11 protein-coding genes are annotated in these 16,524 nt (G+C 67.4%); 5 read left to right on the top strand and 6 right to left on the bottom strand.

Annotation, left to right across the window (positions count from 1 at the left end):
• Positions 1-62 precede the first annotated feature (62 nt).
• From LDO54_RS02145 to LDO54_RS02160, 4 genes are all read left to right on the top strand, one after another.
• The gene (locus LDO54_RS02145) at positions 63-539 is read left to right on the top strand and encodes a Csu type fimbrial protein (RefSeq protein WP_224006238.1); all 477 of its coding nucleotides are present in this window, start codon (positions 63-65) and stop codon (positions 537-539) included.
• Positions 536-1,321: a fimbrial biogenesis chaperone gene (locus LDO54_RS02150; RefSeq protein ID WP_224005490.1), complete on the top strand. Its 786-nt coding sequence runs from the start codon at positions 536-538 to the stop codon at positions 1,319-1,321. The genes LDO54_RS02145 and LDO54_RS02150 overlap by 4 nt, the downstream gene beginning before the upstream one ends.
• A 145-nt stretch (positions 1,322-1,466) precedes the next feature.
• Positions 1,467-3,836 (top strand): fimbria/pilus outer membrane usher protein, encoded by a 2,370-nt coding sequence (locus LDO54_RS02155; protein WP_224005493.1) that lies wholly within the window; start codon positions 1,467-1,469, stop codon positions 3,834-3,836.
• Positions 3,833-4,792, top strand: a complete 960-nt coding sequence (locus LDO54_RS02160; RefSeq protein ID WP_224005496.1) for a Csu type fimbrial protein — start codon at positions 3,833-3,835, stop codon at positions 4,790-4,792. The genes LDO54_RS02155 and LDO54_RS02160 overlap by 4 nt, the downstream gene beginning before the upstream one ends.
• A gap of 553 nt (positions 4,793-5,345) precedes the next feature.
• Here LDO54_RS02160 and LDO54_RS02165 read toward each other — a convergent pair.
• Positions 5,346-5,756, bottom strand: a complete 411-nt coding sequence (locus LDO54_RS02165; RefSeq protein ID WP_224005498.1) for a DUF6632 domain-containing protein — start codon at positions 5,754-5,756, stop codon at positions 5,346-5,348.
• A gap of 600 nt (positions 5,757-6,356) precedes the next feature.
• Here LDO54_RS02165 and LDO54_RS02170 point away from each other — a divergent pair.
• Entirely contained in the window at positions 6,357-8,438 is a 2,082-nt protein-coding gene (locus tag LDO54_RS02170) for a TonB-dependent receptor (protein ID WP_405044995.1), read from the top strand.
• A gap of 48 nt (positions 8,439-8,486) precedes the next feature.
• On the opposite strand, the gene LDO54_RS02175 is transcribed toward LDO54_RS02170, so the two are convergent.
• The 5 genes from LDO54_RS02175 to LDO54_RS02195 all read right to left on the bottom strand — a co-directional run bounded on the left by LDO54_RS02175 (position 8,487) and on the right by LDO54_RS02195 (position 16,349).
• Positions 8,487-9,848: an ATP-binding protein gene (locus LDO54_RS02175; RefSeq protein WP_224005502.1), complete on the bottom strand. Its 1,362-nt coding sequence runs from the start codon at positions 9,846-9,848 to the stop codon at positions 8,487-8,489.
• Entirely contained in the window at positions 9,845-10,507 is a 663-nt protein-coding gene (locus LDO54_RS02180; protein ID WP_224005505.1) for a response regulator, read from the bottom strand. Before LDO54_RS02180 ends, LDO54_RS02175 begins: the two co-directional genes overlap by 4 nt.
• Positions 10,508-10,591: 84 nt before the next feature.
• Positions 10,592-13,690: an efflux RND transporter permease subunit gene (locus LDO54_RS02185; RefSeq protein ID WP_224005507.1), complete on the bottom strand. Its 3,099-nt coding sequence runs from the start codon at positions 13,688-13,690 to the stop codon at positions 10,592-10,594.
• Entirely contained in the window at positions 13,687-14,841 is a 1,155-nt protein-coding gene (locus LDO54_RS02190; RefSeq protein ID WP_224005510.1) for an efflux RND transporter periplasmic adaptor subunit, read from the bottom strand. Before LDO54_RS02190 ends, LDO54_RS02185 begins: the two co-directional genes overlap by 4 nt.
• Before the next feature lie 5 nt (positions 14,842-14,846).
• Positions 14,847-16,349, bottom strand: coding sequence for a TolC family protein (locus LDO54_RS02195; RefSeq protein WP_224005513.1), 1,503 nt, complete (start codon positions 16,347-16,349; stop codon positions 14,847-14,849).
• Positions 16,350-16,524: the final 175 nt, after the last annotated feature.

Genomic DNA, 16,524 nt, shown 5'->3' on the forward strand with positions numbered 1-16,524 from the left:
CGATGAAACGCCAATATCTAACGTCCGCAGTACTCGGGGTATCGATTGCAGTTTTGCCCGTGATGCCACTCGTGCCGCTCGCCGACGCGGCTGTGTATTCGAACGGCACCGCCACGGCCACCTTCAACGTCACGCTCACGTTGCAGGCAAACTGCGCGATCTCCGCGAACCCGCTGGCCTTCGGCACGAATGGCGTGCTGGGCACGGCCATCAACCAGCAGACCACGCTGAGCGTCACCTGCACCAACACGACGCCCTATAACGTGGGTCTCGACGGCGGCAACGTCACCGGCAGCACGGTCGCGAGCCGGCTGATGGCGGGCACGGCTACCGGCAACACGACCACCACCGTCGGCTTCCAGCTCTATCAGGATGCGGGCCGCACGACGATCTGGGGCAACACGCAGGGCACCAACACGGTGGCCGGCACGGGCACCGGCTCCGCGCAGACGCTCACGGTGTACGGCCAGGTGCCGGCGCAGACGACGCCGAAGCCGGACACCTACCAGACCACGGTTACCGCGACGGTCTACTTTTGAGCGCGCGCCTGGCGGGTCGAGCCGCGCGGGCAGTCGCGGCGGCGTCTCTGTGGGCGCTCGCGGGCGGCGCGTTCGCGGCCACCTTGCAGATCTCGCCGGTGACGATCGAGTTCTCGGCGAGCGAGAACGCGACCGGGCTCACGCTGCGCAATCCCGGCGATACGCCGCTCTACGGCCAGGTGCGCGTGTTCCATTGGGCGCAGGCCGGCGGCGACGATGTGCTCACGCCTACCGCCGATGTCATCGCGAGTCCGCCGCTTATCGAAATCGCGCCGCACGGCGATCAGCTCGTGCGGCTCGTGCGTGTCAACACATCGGGCGCATCGACCGCGGCGGACGGCGCGAGTGCGCCTGCGTCGGCGGACGGCGGCGAACGGAGCTACCGCCTGCTGATCGACGAACTGCCCGCGCCCGGCACGGCCAGCGCGGACGGCGTGACGATCCGCCTGCGCTACTCGGTGCCGGTGTTCGTCGAGCCGCGCGGCGACGGCATCGCGCCGCCTCAGCTGACCTGGCGGCTCGTGCGCGGCGCGCACGGTTACGCGCTGCGCGCCGACAACGCGGGCCAGCGGCGCGCGCAGATATCGGCGGTGCAGCTCTACGACGACGCGGGCCATAGCTGGGACGTCACGCGCGGCCTGCTCGGCTACGCGCTCGGACATCAGGGGCGGCAGTGGAACGTGCCGGTCCCGCCCGACGCGAAACCCGGCCGCATGAAAGTGCGCGCGACGGTCAACACGCAGCCGGTGGAAGGCGCGGTGGCCATCGAGCAAGGTGGATGACCGCGACAGGCAAGCTCAGCGCAGGGTACAGGGCAGGGAACGGCCGCGCGCCGTTCGGGAGGGGCGCGCGAGCCGCAGTGAACGAGGAGGTGGCCGCATGTCGCCGCAAGGCGCGGGCCGGAAGACATGAAACGAACGACGCAGAATGAAACGAATTCGAGGCGCGTCCCGGCATGGCCGCGTGAGGCGCATGGCGGTCGTGGCGGTCGCCGTGGGTTTCGCGTTCCTCAGCGCCGCTGCGCACGCGCAGGGGCAGTTGATCAACGCGGGCGCGCAGGACACGCGTGACCTCTATCTCGAAGTCGATGTGAACGGCCAGCGCACAAACCAGATCATTCATTTCCAGCAACTGGGCGGGCATCTGTTCGCGACCGGCCAGGACCTGGGCACCGTGGGCGTGGATACCGCGCAGCTGCACATCGCGCCCGATGCGAACGTCGATCTCGACACGCTGCCCGGCCTGCGTTACCGCTACGATCCCGCGCGCCAGAGCCTCGATCTGCAGATTCCCGACGCCATCCGCAAGCCCTTCGAATTCGACACGCGCGAAGTCGTGGCGACGCCGAACGCCACCTCGTCGCGCGGCCTCGTGTTCAACTACGACGCCTTCGCGCAGAGCGGCTCGGCCAACGAGTTCGCGCTCTGGAGCGAGGAGCGCTACTTCGATCCGCATGGCGTGTTCAGCAACACCGGCGTGGCGTACTTCTATCACGACCGCGACGAGTACGTGCGCTACGACACCTCGTGGAGCATGTCGAATCCGGCGAACCTGAGCACCACGCAGATCGGCGATACGATCAACTCGTCGCTCGCGTGGACGCGCTCGATCCGCATGGCGGGTTTTCAGTGGCGCAGCAACTTCGCGCTGCGCCCCGACCTCGTGACGTTTCCCATTCCCGCGCTGCCGGGCAGCGCCGTGGTGCCGACTTCGGTCGATCTGTACATCAACAGCGTGCGCCAGTATTCGGGCAGCGTGCCGAGCGGGCCGTTCATCATCAACGGCGTGCCGGGCATCACGGGCGCGGGCCAGGCGACGGTCATCACGCACGATGCGCTCGGGCGCACGATCGCTGCCTCGGTGCCGCTCTACGTCGATACGCGGCTGATGGCGACGGGCCTGTCGAGCTATTCGTTCGAAGCGGGCTTTTTACGCCGCAATTACGGGCTCGATTCGTTCGACTACGATTCGCGGCCCGCCGTGAGCGCGTCGTGGCGGCACGGCGTGAACGATCGCCTCACGCTCGAAGCGCACGGCGAAACCACGCCGGGCCTCTTCAACGCGGGCGGCGGCGTGTTGTTCGGACTCGGCACGGCGGGCGTGATCAACGGCTCGGTGTCGGGCAGCGTCGGCAAGCTCACGGGCACGCAGTTGAGCATCGGCTATCAGTTCGTCTCGCCGCGCTTTTCGATCGACGCGCAATCGATACGCGCGTTCGGCAATTACGGCGATCTGGCCGCGCGCGACGGCACGCCGATTCCCACCACGACCGACCGCGTGACGCTCGCGATTCCGTTTCTGCGCAACCAGACGTTTTCGCTGAGCTATATCGGCTACAAGATTCCTTCGGCGCCGGTTTCGCAGATCGGCTCGGTATCGTGGACCTTCAACTTCGGCAATCTGGTGTCGCTGAACCTGAGCGCGTACCAGGATTTTCGCCAGCGCGAATCGCGCGGCGTGCTGCTCTCCGCGAGCATCGGCCTCGGTCACAACACCTCGATCAACGCGACCGTGGGACGCCAGGACGGCCAGTCCACCTGGAACGTCAACGCGCTGCGGCCGCCCGATTACAGCGGCGGCTGGGGCTGGGGCGTGCAGGCAGGCGGCACGGGCCCGACGCAATTCCACCAGGGCCAGCTGCAATATCTCGGCCGCTACGGCGAGGCCACGGCCGCCGTGCAGCAGGTGGGCGGCCAGACCATCGGCTCGCTCGATCTGACCGGCTCGCTCGTGCTGATGGACGGCACGGTGCAGCCCGCGCGCCGTATCGACGACGGCTTCGCGCTCGTGTCGACCGATGGCGTCGCGGGCATTCCGGTGCTGCACGAGAACCGCGTGATCGGCATGACGGACGGCGGCGGCCATCTGCTGATTCCCGATCTCAACGCGTATCAGCACAACCAGCTTGCGATCGACACGATGAATCTGCCCGCCGATGCGCGGATCGCCGATACCTCGAAGGACATCGTGCCGCAATCGCAGTCGGGCGTGCTCGCGCATTTCGCGGTGACGCGTTATCGCGCGGCGTCGATCATCGTTCACGACGCCGACGGCAAGCCCCTGGCCGCGGGCGCGCGCGTGCATCACGTGGAAAGCGGTCACGACACGATCGTGGGCTACGACGGCATCACGTTCGTCGACGGACTCGCGCCGCAAAACCATCTGCAGATTCGAAGTGGTGATAAGCATTGCGAAATATCGTTCGCGTGGCATCCTGGGAAGGGCGATACGCTGCAAACCATCGGGCCGCTGGTGTGCCCGCTGTCGCCCGCGTCGGGTGGAGGAACGCCGCCATGAGGCGCGTGCTGTTCATGCTCGCGCTGTGTCTGACGCTGTGTTTCGCGGCGCGCGGCGCACATGCGGAAGCGTGCACGGCGACGGCCACGCCGGTGTCGTTCGGCAACGTGAGCCCGATCGCGGGCACGACCTTCACGACGACCAGCACCATCAGCGTGACGTGCACGTGGTCGGCCATCACGCTCACGCCCGATGTGCTCGTGTGCCTCAATCTCGGCGGCACGAGTCCGCGGACGATGACGAACGGCTCGAATTCGATGAACTACGATCTCTATCGCGACGCCGGGCATACGCAGATCTGGGGCTCGATTTATTCGAACGGCACGCCGATCTCGCTCACGATGGCTAAACCGAGCGGCACGTCGTTGAGTGCGACCGTGACCGTGTACGGGCAGATCGCGGCCGCGCAGCCCACGGTGCCGACCGTCAACAATGTGAGCACCGTTTATACGCAGAGCTTCGGCGGCAATACGACGTCGATCAACTACGGTTTCTATACGCTGATTGCGCCGACCTGCGCCTCGCTGACCTCGACGCAAGGCACGTTTGCGTTTTCGTCGACGGCCACCGTCATTAACAATTGCGATATCACCGCGACGAACGTGACGTTCGGTTCGACGTCCGTGCTCAGTTCGGCGTTGAGTTCGAGCGGGTCGATCACCGCGCGATGCACGAACGGCGACGCCTTCAAGATCGAGCTCAATAGCGGTGCGAGCGGCAACGTCTCCGCGCGCACGATGGCGCGCTCGGGCGGCGGCGGGTCGGTGAGCTATCAGCTTTATCTGGATGCGGGCTACAGCAGCGCGTGGGGTGACGGAACGCGAGGGACATCGACGGCGACGGGCACGGGCTCCGGCCTTCAACAGGTGTTCACGGTGTATGGACGCGTGCCTTCGCAGACCACGCCCGCGCCGGGGAGTTATAGCGACACGATTACGGCGACGATTTATTTTTGAGGGGTTGAGTGTGGTGGGCGGGGGAGGTTGCTCACTCGGCTGATTCACCGCCCCACAAGTACCACAACCTAAAAAGTCACAGTCCAAAACCCCCGCGACGTCCGCTGCGAATCAAACTGCACCGCCGACGTCATCTGCATGGACTGCGCTTCGGACTGCGAGACAAGATACGGCTCGCCATGCAAACAACTGACAGCAGGCGCAACAGCACTCACGCCCTCGCTCGCAGTAACCAGACAACTCTGCTGCACGACAAGGCTCACGACCATACTGGAAGCCGGAACAGGCTCAGCACCACTACCAGAAGCAAGCAAAGCGCAGCCAATCGCGAGGCCAAAACCCAGCGCGGACCGAAGGCAAAAAAAGCGGGACATGTTCGGAAACGATCGGACGATGCGCGCCCTGGCGACTCGATGCGCGGCGGCGCGAGAGGCCGCGCGCTGCCACGCTGCGCTGGAACGGCATCTATCTGTTTGTCGGCAGGGCGGCTCGAAAGTTGAGCGCTGCGGCAATTCGCAGCGCTCGTCTTGCGCGTCGCGGGCAGCGGCGCGCTTCAAACCGGTTCGCCAGCCACGCCGCACGTGCCGGACGGCGCGGCGCGCGGCGTCAGCCAGGCCAGCACGGCAGCGACGACGAACAGCGCGGGCACGTCACCGAACAGATGCCCCCGATGTTCCGGCGCCATCAGCGACTGCGCGGTCATGATCGCGCCATGCACCACGCTCGACCACACGGTGAACCAGATCAGGCTCAGATGCGCGAGCGGATCGCGCGCGGCGCGCACGAGGAACACGCCGAGCGTCGCGTAAATGCCGACGATCATCGCCGGATAGTCGGAATGCCCCGAGTGCCAGGCCCAACCTGCGGGCCAGACGATCATCAGCGGATAGAACCCGAATATCGCAATCGCACCCGTGACGAGCAACGCGATGCGCAAGTAGCGCAGGCGGTCGCGGTGGTTCATGGCGGTCTCCTCGGGGCGCGTCAGCGGCCCGCTGGCGCCACTATGCGCGCGTGACGACGTCCTTGCAAGCTTGTGTTCATGTTGCGAACGTCTCGTATCGTCTCCCATTGTCACTGCTTGATCGCGCATTTATGCGGTAATCGTGCCGAAGCGCACGGCATGAATTCACGCCCGTCTTTCGCCCGCCTGTCGAAATATTTCTTCACAATCGGCAATGTTATAACGTAACATTCGCATCGACTTTCACCGCACTTCCGATTGTCTTCGCGGTGCGGCGGATGCGGACCACGGGGTTCCGCATCCGCATCCGGCGCGTATCGGATTCCGAATCTGCATCTGAATCAACCACCGAATCAGCCTCATTCCGCGCCGGATTCAGCGCCCAATTTCAACGACCCGACAACGACGCAAACAAGAACCATCGTGGCCACCATCATCCAGTCCGACTCGCCCTCGAAGCCGCGTTCGGCGCGCCTGCGCGCCCAGCCACGCGGCGCTTTCGCTTGCCCCTCGCGCGTGGAACCGCTCGCCGAGCGGCTTGCGCGCCTCGCGCGTCTGCGCCGCTTCGCCGGCTTCGCGCATTTCACGAATTTCACGCAGCTGACGCACTTCACGCGCCTCACGCCGCTTTCGCTGGCGCTCGTGAGCGCGCTCGTCCACGCGCAGTCGTCGAGCGGCGATGCTGCCGCGTCAGCCGCTTCGACCACGCCTGTCACGTCCACGAGCACGCTCGCGCCGGTGTTCGTCACCGCCAATCCGCTCGGCGACAGCGACCTGATCTCGCCCGCGACCTCGGTCGGCGGCGACGATCTCACGCTGCGCGCGGCCAACTCGCTCGGCGAAACGCTCAACGGCCTGCCCGGCGTCTCGACGACCACCTACGGACCGATGGTCGGCCGCCCGATCATCCGCGGCATGGATGGCGACCGCATCCGTCTGCTGCAAAACGGCGTCGCCGCTTACGACGCTTCGTCGCTCTCGTACGATCACGCCGTGCCGCAGGACCCGCTCTCGATCGAGCGCGTGGAAATCGTGCGCGGCCCGGCGGCGCTGCTGTACGGCGGCAACGCGATCGGCGGCGTCGTCAACACCATCGACAACCGCATTCCGCGCGAGCCGATCCAGGGCGTGACCGGCGCCGTCGATGCGAGCTACGGCGGCGCCAACGACGCGCGCGCGGGCGCGGCGCAGGTCGAGGGCGGCAACGGCCAGTTCGCGTTCCACGTCGATGCCTTCGACCGCGACACCAGCAATCAGCGCATTCCCGGTTACGCGCATTCGGCGGCTCAGCGCGCGGCCGATGGCGGCGCCGACGAGCCCTACGGCAGCATCCCGAACAGCGACGGCCGCTGGCACGGCGGCGCGGTCGGCACCTCGTACACGTGGGCCGACGGCTATGCGGGCATCTCGTACAACGGTTTCCAGAGCGACTACGGCTCGGTCGCCGAAGACGACGTGCGTCTGAAAATGCATCAGGATCACGTCGCCGTCGCCTCGGAAATCCGCAATCTGAGCGGGCCGTTCAGCCAGCTCAAGTTCGACTTCGGCTACACCGATTACGAGCATCGCGAGATCGACAACGGCGAAGTGGGCACGACGTTCCGCAATCACGGCTACGAAGCGCGGCTCGAAGCGCGTCACAAGAAAATCGGCCCGTTCGAAGGCTCGATTGGCGTGCAGGTGAGCCAGAACACGTTCTCGGCGCTCGGCGACGAAGCGCTCGTGCCGACCACGCAGACCACCAATATCGCGCTGTTCGGTCTGGAGGAATGGAACGTGACGCCGCGCCTGAAACTGAGCGCGGGCGCGCGTCTCGAGCACGTGAAGCTCGATCCCACGCCCGACGGCAACGACAAGTTCGCCAGCGCGCAGGGCCGCGATTTCAACGCGGGCAGCGTCTCGGCGGGCGCGCTCTACAAGCTTGCGCCGGCGTGGTCACTGGCGGGCAACGTCGCGTACACGGAGCGCGCGCCCACGTTTTACGAGCTATACGCGAACGGGCCGCACGACGCGACCGGCCAGTATCTGATCGGCAATCCCGATGCGCAGAAAGAAAAGGCGGTCTCGACGGATCTGTCGCTGCGTTTCGAGCGCGGCCCGAACAAGGCGAGCGCGGGCGTGTTCTACAGCCGCTTCCGCAACTATCTGACCGAGTACAACACGGGCCGTCTCGTCAACGATGACGACGAAGTCGTGCCCGCCGGCACCGACGACGCGCTCAACGAAGCCGTCTATCGCGGCGTGCGCGCGGAGTTCTACGGCGTGGAACTGGACGGCAAGTGGCGCGTGTTCGCGAAGGGCGCGCATCGCGTGGACGTGTCGTTCACGGGCGACTACACGCACGCGCGCAACGTCGATACGGGCGAGCCGCTGCCGCGCATCGCGCCGCTGCGCGCGACGCTGGCGGCCGATTACGGCTACGGTCCGTTCGACGCGCGCGCGGAACTCGTGCATGCGTGGGCGCAGCATCGCGTGCCCGAGGACGATCTGCCGACCGACGGCTACACGACGCTCGGGCTGATCTTCACGTACAAGTTCCGCGTCGGTCCGACGAACTGGCTCGCCTATGTGCGCGGCGACAACCTGACCAATCAGGAGGTGCGTTACGCGAGTTCGGTCGTGCGCGACATCGCGCCGGAAGGCGGGCGCAGCGTGATGGTGGGATTGCGTTCGACCTTCTGACGCGCGCGCGTCGTGCTACATGCACACGACGCACGCATTACGCACGCACTACGCGCGCGCAGCGGCCTCGCGCTCCTGCGCGCGCAAGCCCTCGACGGCGGCAGTCAGGCCGCGGCCGCCGGAGTTGTTGCGCAGCACGAGCGTCAGGTCGTGACGCTGCGCGATGCGCATCGCGATCGAGAGGCCGAGTCCGCTGCCGGTGCCGGGCACATGATTGCCGCGATAGAAGCGGTCGAGCACGCGGCCCAGATGTTCCTCGGGAATGCCCGGCCCGTTGTCGATGACCTCGAAGCCCACGCGCTCGCCCGTGCGCGTGAGCACGAGGTCGATGCGCCCGCCGGGCGGCGTGTAGCGGATCGCATTGTCGATGAGATTGTTCAGCAGCGTGGCGAGGCCGTGCGAATCGGCGGCCACGTTGCAGGCGTCGTCCTCGGTCACGGGCGCGCGCACTTCGAGCCCGAGATCGATCTGCTTGTCCTCGGCGAGCAGCGAGAAGTCGCCGATCGCCTGCTCGCTCAGGCGGCGCAGGCTCACGGACGCCACCGCCAGTTCCGGCTGCGCGTCTTCGCGCGCGAGCGTGAGCAATTGCTGCACGAGGCGGATCAGGCGGTTCAGTCGCGTTTCGATGCGCTCGGTCGTGTGCGGCTCGCCCGTGAGCGTGCCGTCGCGCAGCGCGGCCTGGAGTTGCAGCTTGAGCGCCGCGAGCGGCGAGCGCAGTTCGTGCGCGGCATCGGCGATGAAGGTGCGCTGCGCCTGCGAGGCCGTGTTCAGGCGCGCGAGCAGATCGTTGAGCGCTTCCACGAGCGGGCGCAATTCGATCGGCACCGAGCCGTCGAGCTTGAGCGGCCCGAGCATGGTCGACGAACGCGCGCTCAGCAACGCGGACAGCGCGCCGACCGGTGCGAGTCCGCGCGCGACCACCAGCAGCACAAGCACGATCGCCACCGGCACCAGCAGCGCGAGCGGCCACAGCGTATGCAGCGCCAGTTGCAGCGCGAGCTGCTCGCGCACGGAGATCGGCTGCGCGACCTGCACGAAACGGTCGGCCTGCTGCACGCCGAAGGTGCGCCAGTGCGTTTCGGCGCGCTCGAACACGTGGAAGCCGACGGGGTTGCGCGGCAGCGGCGGGTCTTGCGTCGAGTGATAGATGGGCGCGCCGTTGCGGTCCCAGATGTCGATCAGGATGCGGTCGTCGGCGATGCCCTGCATGTCGGGCTGCTGGCTCGGCTCGGCGCCGCGGCCCGAATGCAGGTTCAGCGGCAGCGAGAGCGCGACCGCGCGCAGTTCGTAGTCGAACAGTTCGCTGGCCTCGTTGCGCGCCGTGTGGAAAATGGCGAGCCCGGCGATCGCCGACGCCGCGGCGAAACCGCAGATCAGCCAGCCCAGCAGCCGCCGCCGGATCGATCTCATTCAGCCCTCTTGAGGCGATAGCCGACGCCGCGCACCGTCACGATCTGCTCCGCGCCGATCTTGCGGCGCAAACTGTGCACATGCACTTCGATGGTGTTGCTGCCCACTTCCTCGCCCCAGCCGTACATGCGTTCTTCGAGTTCCGCCTTGGTGAACACGCGCGCGGGTTCTTCGATCAGCACGTGCAGCAGCGCGAATTCGCGCGGCACGAGCGCGACCGGCTGGCCGGCCTGGGTGACTTCGTGCGCGGCGGGGTCGAGCGAGAGATCGCCGTGCGCGTAGACGGGCTGCTTGCGTCCGGTGCGCCGGCGCAGCAGCGCGCGCACGCGGGCGGCGAGTTCGTCGAGATCGAAGGGCTTGACGAGGTAGTCGTCGGCGCCCGCGTCGAGTCCGGCCACGCGGTCGGTTACGCTGTCGCGCGCGGTGAGGATCAGCACGGGCGCTTCGCCGCCGCGCTTGCGGTAGGCGGCGAGCACGGTCACGCCGTCCTTCTTCGGCAAGCCCAGGTCGAGCAGCACGAGGTCGTAGACATCGTTGGCGAGCGAAAGCTCGGCCTCGCGGCCGTCCTTCGCCCAGTCGACGGCGTGGCCTTCGCGCCGCAGCGTGTCGAACACGGGTTCGCCGATCATTTCGTCGTCTTCGATCAGTAGCAGACGCATCGTGGGGCTCCAGTTCGCATCAGGGTACGGTGCGCGGCGCGAGGTGTCGTGCAACGCGATGTGCAATTGTCGCTCATTCGCCGCTCATTCGCGCCCAGGCTTCGTGCCGATGTTCGCGCCGCCCGCTTTGCCATCGGCCTTGCCGCCGCCGAGCAGCAGGCGCAGCAGCGCGGGCAGCACCAGCAGCACGAGCGGCATCTGCACGATCAGCCCCGAAATGATCGCGACGGCCAGCGGTTGCTGCATCGCGGAACCCTGACCGAGCGCGAAGGCGAGCGGCAGCAGCGCGAGAATCGCGGCGATGGTTGTCATTGCGATCGGGCGCAGGCGGTTGCGTCCGGCGGCTTGCAATGCCTCGTCGAGCGGCAGGCCTTCGTCGCGCAAGAGGCCCTGGAACTCGGAGACATAGAAGATCGCCACTTCGGTCACGATGCCGATGATCATCGTCATGCCCATCATCGCCGAAATATTGAGTTCGATGCCCGTGATCCACAGGCCGACGAACACCGCGCCGGTTGCGAGCAGCGGCATCGCCATCACGGCGAGCGCCACGCGAAAGCGCTCGTAGAGGAACAGCAGCAGTCCGAACACCAGCGCGACGGCCGCGCCGAACACGGCCATCAGCCCCTTGAACGCAATCTGCTGCTGCTGATACAGGCCGCCGAGTTCGTAATAGACGCCTTGCGGCAGCAGCGCGGAATCGGCGAGCGCGTGCTGCACGTCGGCGATCGTCGAGCCGAGATCGCGGCCGTCGATACGCGCCGTCACGGCCACCATGCGCTTGAGATTGTCGCGGCTGATTTCGGGCTGGCCGCTCACGTGCACGGGCGCGGCGACGCGCGAGAGCGCGAACATATGGCCGTCCGGCGCGCGCAGCGGCAGGCGCGCGAGTTCGGTGTCGGTCATGTGCAGCGCGCCTTGCGCCCGCACGCGCACGCCGATGGTCTTCGGCCCGTTCTGGTACTGCGTGGCCACGTTGCCGTCGAGCAGGTCGGCGACCTGCTGCGCGACGGCCTGCGGGTCCATGCCCTGCGCGGCGGCCGCGTCGGGACGAATGCGCAGATCGAGCGCGTCGCCGGCCGGATTGATCCCGTCGTTCACATCGACGATGCCGCTGATCTTGCCGATGCGCGCGGCCACTTTTTGCGCGGTGGCGTCGAGCACGGTCTGGTCGTCGGAATAGATCTTGATCTGCACGGGCTGCGGCACGGCGGTCAGGTCGCCGATCAGATCTTCCATTAATTGCGCGAGTTCGACGCTCACGCCCGGCACCTGCGTTTCGATCTTCGAGCGGATTTCCTCCATCACCGTGTCGATCGGCTCGCGATTGCCCGACTTCAGGCGCACGAAGAAGTCGCCCTTGTTCGGCTCGTTGAGGTCGCCGCCGAGGCCCGCGCCCGTGCGCCGCGAATAAGTCGCCACGTTCGGATTCGCGCGGATGATCGCCTCGATCTGCTGCATCAGGCGGTCGGTTTCGGTGATCGAGGTACCGGGGCGCGTGTGGTAGTCGAGCACGAAGCCGCCTTCGTCCATCGACGGCATGAAGCCGCTGCCGACGCGCGTGAACGCGAGCGCGGACATCGCCGCGAGCGGCACGATCAGCGCGAGCACCCAGACCGGACGCAGGCTCACGCGCGCGACGAGGCGCGCATACACGCGGTTGAGCCACGCGGCGAAACGCGTCTCGCGATGTTCCTCCGCGTCTTTCGCGGTGAGCCAGCGGTCGCACAGAATCGGAATCGCGAGCCACGTGACGAGGAAGGAGATGAAGAGGGCGCTCGCCATCGTCACCGAAAGGGCCTTGAAAAAGGCGCCCGTCACGCCCGAGAGAAACGCGAGCGGCACGAAGATAATGAGCGTGGCCGCCGACGAACCCGCGAGCGGACGCGTGAATTCGAGCGCGGCGCTCATCACGCGGCCATGGAACGCGTGCGCGCCCGCTTCGCGCATGCGCCGCGCGATGTGCTCGATCATCACGATGGCGTCGTCGATCACGAGGCCGACGGCCGCCGCCATGCCGCCGAGCGTCATGATGTTGAAGCCCATGCCGAACACGTCGAGCAGCAGGATGGTCGCGGCCATCACGATCGGCACGAGCGCCACGGCGATCAGCGTGATCTTCACATTGCGCAGGAAGACGAACAGTGTGAGCGCGGCAAGCACGACGCCGATCATGATCGCGTCGCGCACGCTGGTGGCCGAGGCGATCACGAGTTCGCTCTGGTCGTACCAGTTCGCGAGCTTCACGCCTGCGGGCATCTGCTTGTCGAACGACGCGAGCCGGTCGCGGATCGCCTGCGCCATCGCCACGCTGTTCGCGCCCGGTTGCTGATAGACGTTGACTAGTACGGCATCCTGACCATCGGCGGTCACGCGGATCCATTGCGGCACGGTGCCTTGCGTCACGGTGGCGACGTCGCCGAGACGGATCTGGTTCGCGCCGCTCGTGGACACCACGACGTTCTTCAGCGCGTCGAGTCCGCCGAGCGCCGAATTGGCGACGACGAGATAGAGCTTGTCGTGATCCTCGATACGGCCCGTCGCCATCAGCACGTTGCCTGCGCCGATGGCGCGCGAGACGTCGGCGACCGAGAGCTTGTAGGCCGCGAGGCGCTGCGGATCGACGGCCACTTCGAGCTCGTCGCGCGCGCCGCCCGTCACGTCCACGCGCGCCACGCCCGCCACCGACGACAGCAGCGGACGCAACTGGAACTGCGCGAGATCGTAGAGTTGCGCGAGCGTCTGCTTGTGCGAGGTGAGGCTGTACGCGAGCACCGGAAACACGGTCGGGTCCATGCGGCGCACCTGCATGGAGGTGCCGGGCGGCAGCGTCGCGAGAATTTCGGCGATGGCCGACTGCGCCTGCAGCGTGGCCTGCGCCATGTCGGTGCCCCAGTCGAAATTCAGCGAGATTTCGGCCGCGCCGCGACTCGTGCGCGATTCGACGTCGCGCACGTTGGGCACGCGGCGCAGCGCTTCTTCGACGGGCATCGTCACGAGCGTCGCCATCTGTTCGGCGGGGCGGTCGCCCGCATCGAGCGAAATCACGGCACGCGGAAACGACACGTTGGGGAACAGCGAGATCGGCAGACGCAGCGCGGTCAGCGCGCCAGCGACCGCAGCGAGCGCGATCACGAACAGCAGCGAGCGGCGATGCCGCTGCATCCATTGGCTGAACGTCATTGCGCGCCGCCTTGCTTCGCCGGGGCGAGGCGCACGGCCATGCCGTCTTCGAGTTCGTCGTTGCCGCTCACGACGAGCGGGCGCGTGGCGTCGAGCGCGCCGTCCACGCCGTAGGCGTTGCCGTGCTCGACCTTGACCGTCACGTTCACGCGCTGCGCCTTGTTGCCGGGCGCGATCTGATAGACGTAGTGGCCGCGATCGTCCTGTAGCACGGCCGCGCGTGGCACGTTCCACCAGATGCCGGTTTGCGTGTCGATGTCGGCGCGCACGCGCGTGCCGGGCAGGAAGGCGGTGCCCGCGAGCGGCACGTTGGCGCCGACGTTGACGAGCTGGCTTTGTGCGTCGACGGCCGCGCCTACGAGCACGATGCGCCCTTGCGCCTGCAAGCCGTCGAGCGCGGGCGCGAGCGGATGCAGCACGACGCGGTCGCCCGCGTGCAGCGTGAGCGCGTCGGCGGGTTCGATGCCGAGCGAGACGTTCGCCGCGTGGGCGTTGGCCGTGTTGTCGGCGACGAGTTGCGCGAGCGCTGTGCCCGCCTGCACCTGATCGCCTGGCGCCGCAGTGAGTTGCGCGACGACGCCGGCGACCGGCGCCGTCACCGTGTTCGCGCCCGCGGCGATGCCCGTGGCGTGCTGCGCGGCGAGTGCCTGTTGCGCGTCGTCGAGCGCTTTTTGCGCGGCGGCCAGTTGCGATTGCGTGGCGAGGCCGTCGCGATAGAGCGACTGCGTGCGCGCGAGTTCGCCGCGCGCGAGCGTGGCCGAGCTTTGCGCCTGCGTGTACGCGATCACCGCGTTCGGATCGGCCTGCACGACGAACAGCGGCGCGCCGCGCGCGACCGTCTGCCCGGGCTGCACGAGCACGCGCGTCACGCGCGCGAGATACGGCAGGCTGACCGTGGTGGCGTTCGCGGCCGCCGAGGCGACCGTGCCGTAGGCGACGAGCGTTTGCGAGACCGCGCCGCGCGAGACGCGCACGGTCTGCACGGCGGCGGAGGGCGCGGGCGTGTCGCTGGCGGCGGTGTTACCGGTGTTACCGGCGTGAGCGGCGTGGGAGGCGAACAGCGCGGCGGCAGCGGCCAGCACGGCAACGGCGCAGCACGCGGGAACGGCGGCACGCAGCGGCGTGCGGGAGAAAAATCGACGGTCGGCCATGAGGATCAACGGGCAACGGTGAGGGTGGTCGGGGCACTGCCGGTTTGCTGCGCGGCGCGTTGTGTTTGCGCGCGTGTTTGCGCTTGCGTCTGCGCTTGTGTCGACGCCTGTGCGCCGTACGGATCGGGAATCGCGCTGCCGAGCAGCGCCTGAAGCCCGATGCGCTGTTCGGCGAGCGCTTCGCGCGCGGTGGCGGCATCGAGACGCCGCGTGAGCGCTGCGCTCTGCGCATCGACGTACTGGCCGAGCGCGATATCGCGGCGCGCGTAGGCATCGTGCGCGTGCGCGGCGGCGCGGTCGAGTTCGGGCAGCGCGGCTTCGTCCTGCGCGAGTTGTTGCGCGGCGATCGCATCGTCGGCACGCAGATGCGCGATATCGGCGGACGCGGTGTTCAGGCGCGTCTGGTATTCGTCGGCGAGACGCTGACGCGTGGCCTGCTCGATGGCGATATTGCCGCGATTGCGATTGAACACGGGCAGCGTGAGATTGATCGCGAAACCGCTCGTGTAGATCTCCGAAGTATCGCGCTGACGCGTGAAGCCCACGGAAAGGCTCGGAAACTGATTGAGGATCGCCGCGCGGTACTTTTGCTCCTGCGCTTCGTAACCGGCTTGCAGCGCGATGAGATCGGGGCGGCGCTGCGGCAGCGCGGCGACGGCGTCGTCGAGCGTGGCGTCGGCGAGCGGTTCGATGGCGCTGTCGCGCGTGGCATCGGCGAGCGGCAGCGTGACGCCGGGCGCGAGGCCGAGCAGCGCGTTCAGATCGTGATGCGTCTGCTCGCGCGCGTGCAGCAGATCGGCGTATTGCTTGCGCGCGTCCTCGTAGGCGGTGAGCGCGGCGGTGGCGCTATCGGCCGTCACGTTGTGCTCGCTCGCGGCGTGCGCGGTGCGTTCGTAGCGCGTGCGCGTGAGTTCGGTCTGCTGCGCGAGCAGCGGCAGGGCCTCGTCCTGGAAGCGCGTTTTCACGTAAAGCTGCTTCGCCTGCGCGATCACCTGCCATTCCTGCCAGAGCAGGCCGAGGTCGGTTTTGCGCACGGTGGCGTCAGCGGATTTTTTGTTGGCGCCGCGCGTGACGATCGCCATCACGTCCATGCTCAGGCCGTAACTGAACGCGCGCGACAGACCGAGCGCGCCCGGATAGTCGCTCGACACGGCGACCTGCGGATCGGGCAGCAGTCCTGCGGAAAAAGCCTGCGCCTGCGCGATGCCGAGATCGTCGCGCGCGAGCTTCAGATCGGGATTGTTCGCGACGGCGAGCATCGCGACTTCTTCCATGTCGAAGCCATCGGACGGATCGAACCGATGCGCGGCCAGTTCGGGCAGCGGCATCTTCGCCGGGTCGATCTGGATGCGGGCGAGCGAGTCCTGCGTCGTCAGGGCGCTTGCCGTGGGCAGCGGCTGAGCGTGATAGAAGGTGCAGCCGCCCAGCGCGCCCGCGCACAGCGCGGCAACGGCAAACAGACAACTCGTGCGCAGCGGCGTTGCGCGGAATGGCGGGCGAGACGGCATGGGGTTCTCGGGGAATCGTCGCGGTCGCGTCGCCAGTGGCGAGCGGTGCGGGTGTTCGGGATGCGGCGCGCCATGAGGCGGTGGCGCGGCAGGATGGAGGGATTCTGGAGGGGAAACCCTTAGCGCCGCCTTAAGGGCTGGAGCACACAGATAAGAAAGTAGGCATTTTGTAATA

This window comes from Paraburkholderia tropica (assembly GCF_914484835.1).
Lineage (GTDB): Bacteria > Pseudomonadota > Gammaproteobacteria > Burkholderiales > Burkholderiaceae > Paraburkholderia > Paraburkholderia tropica_A.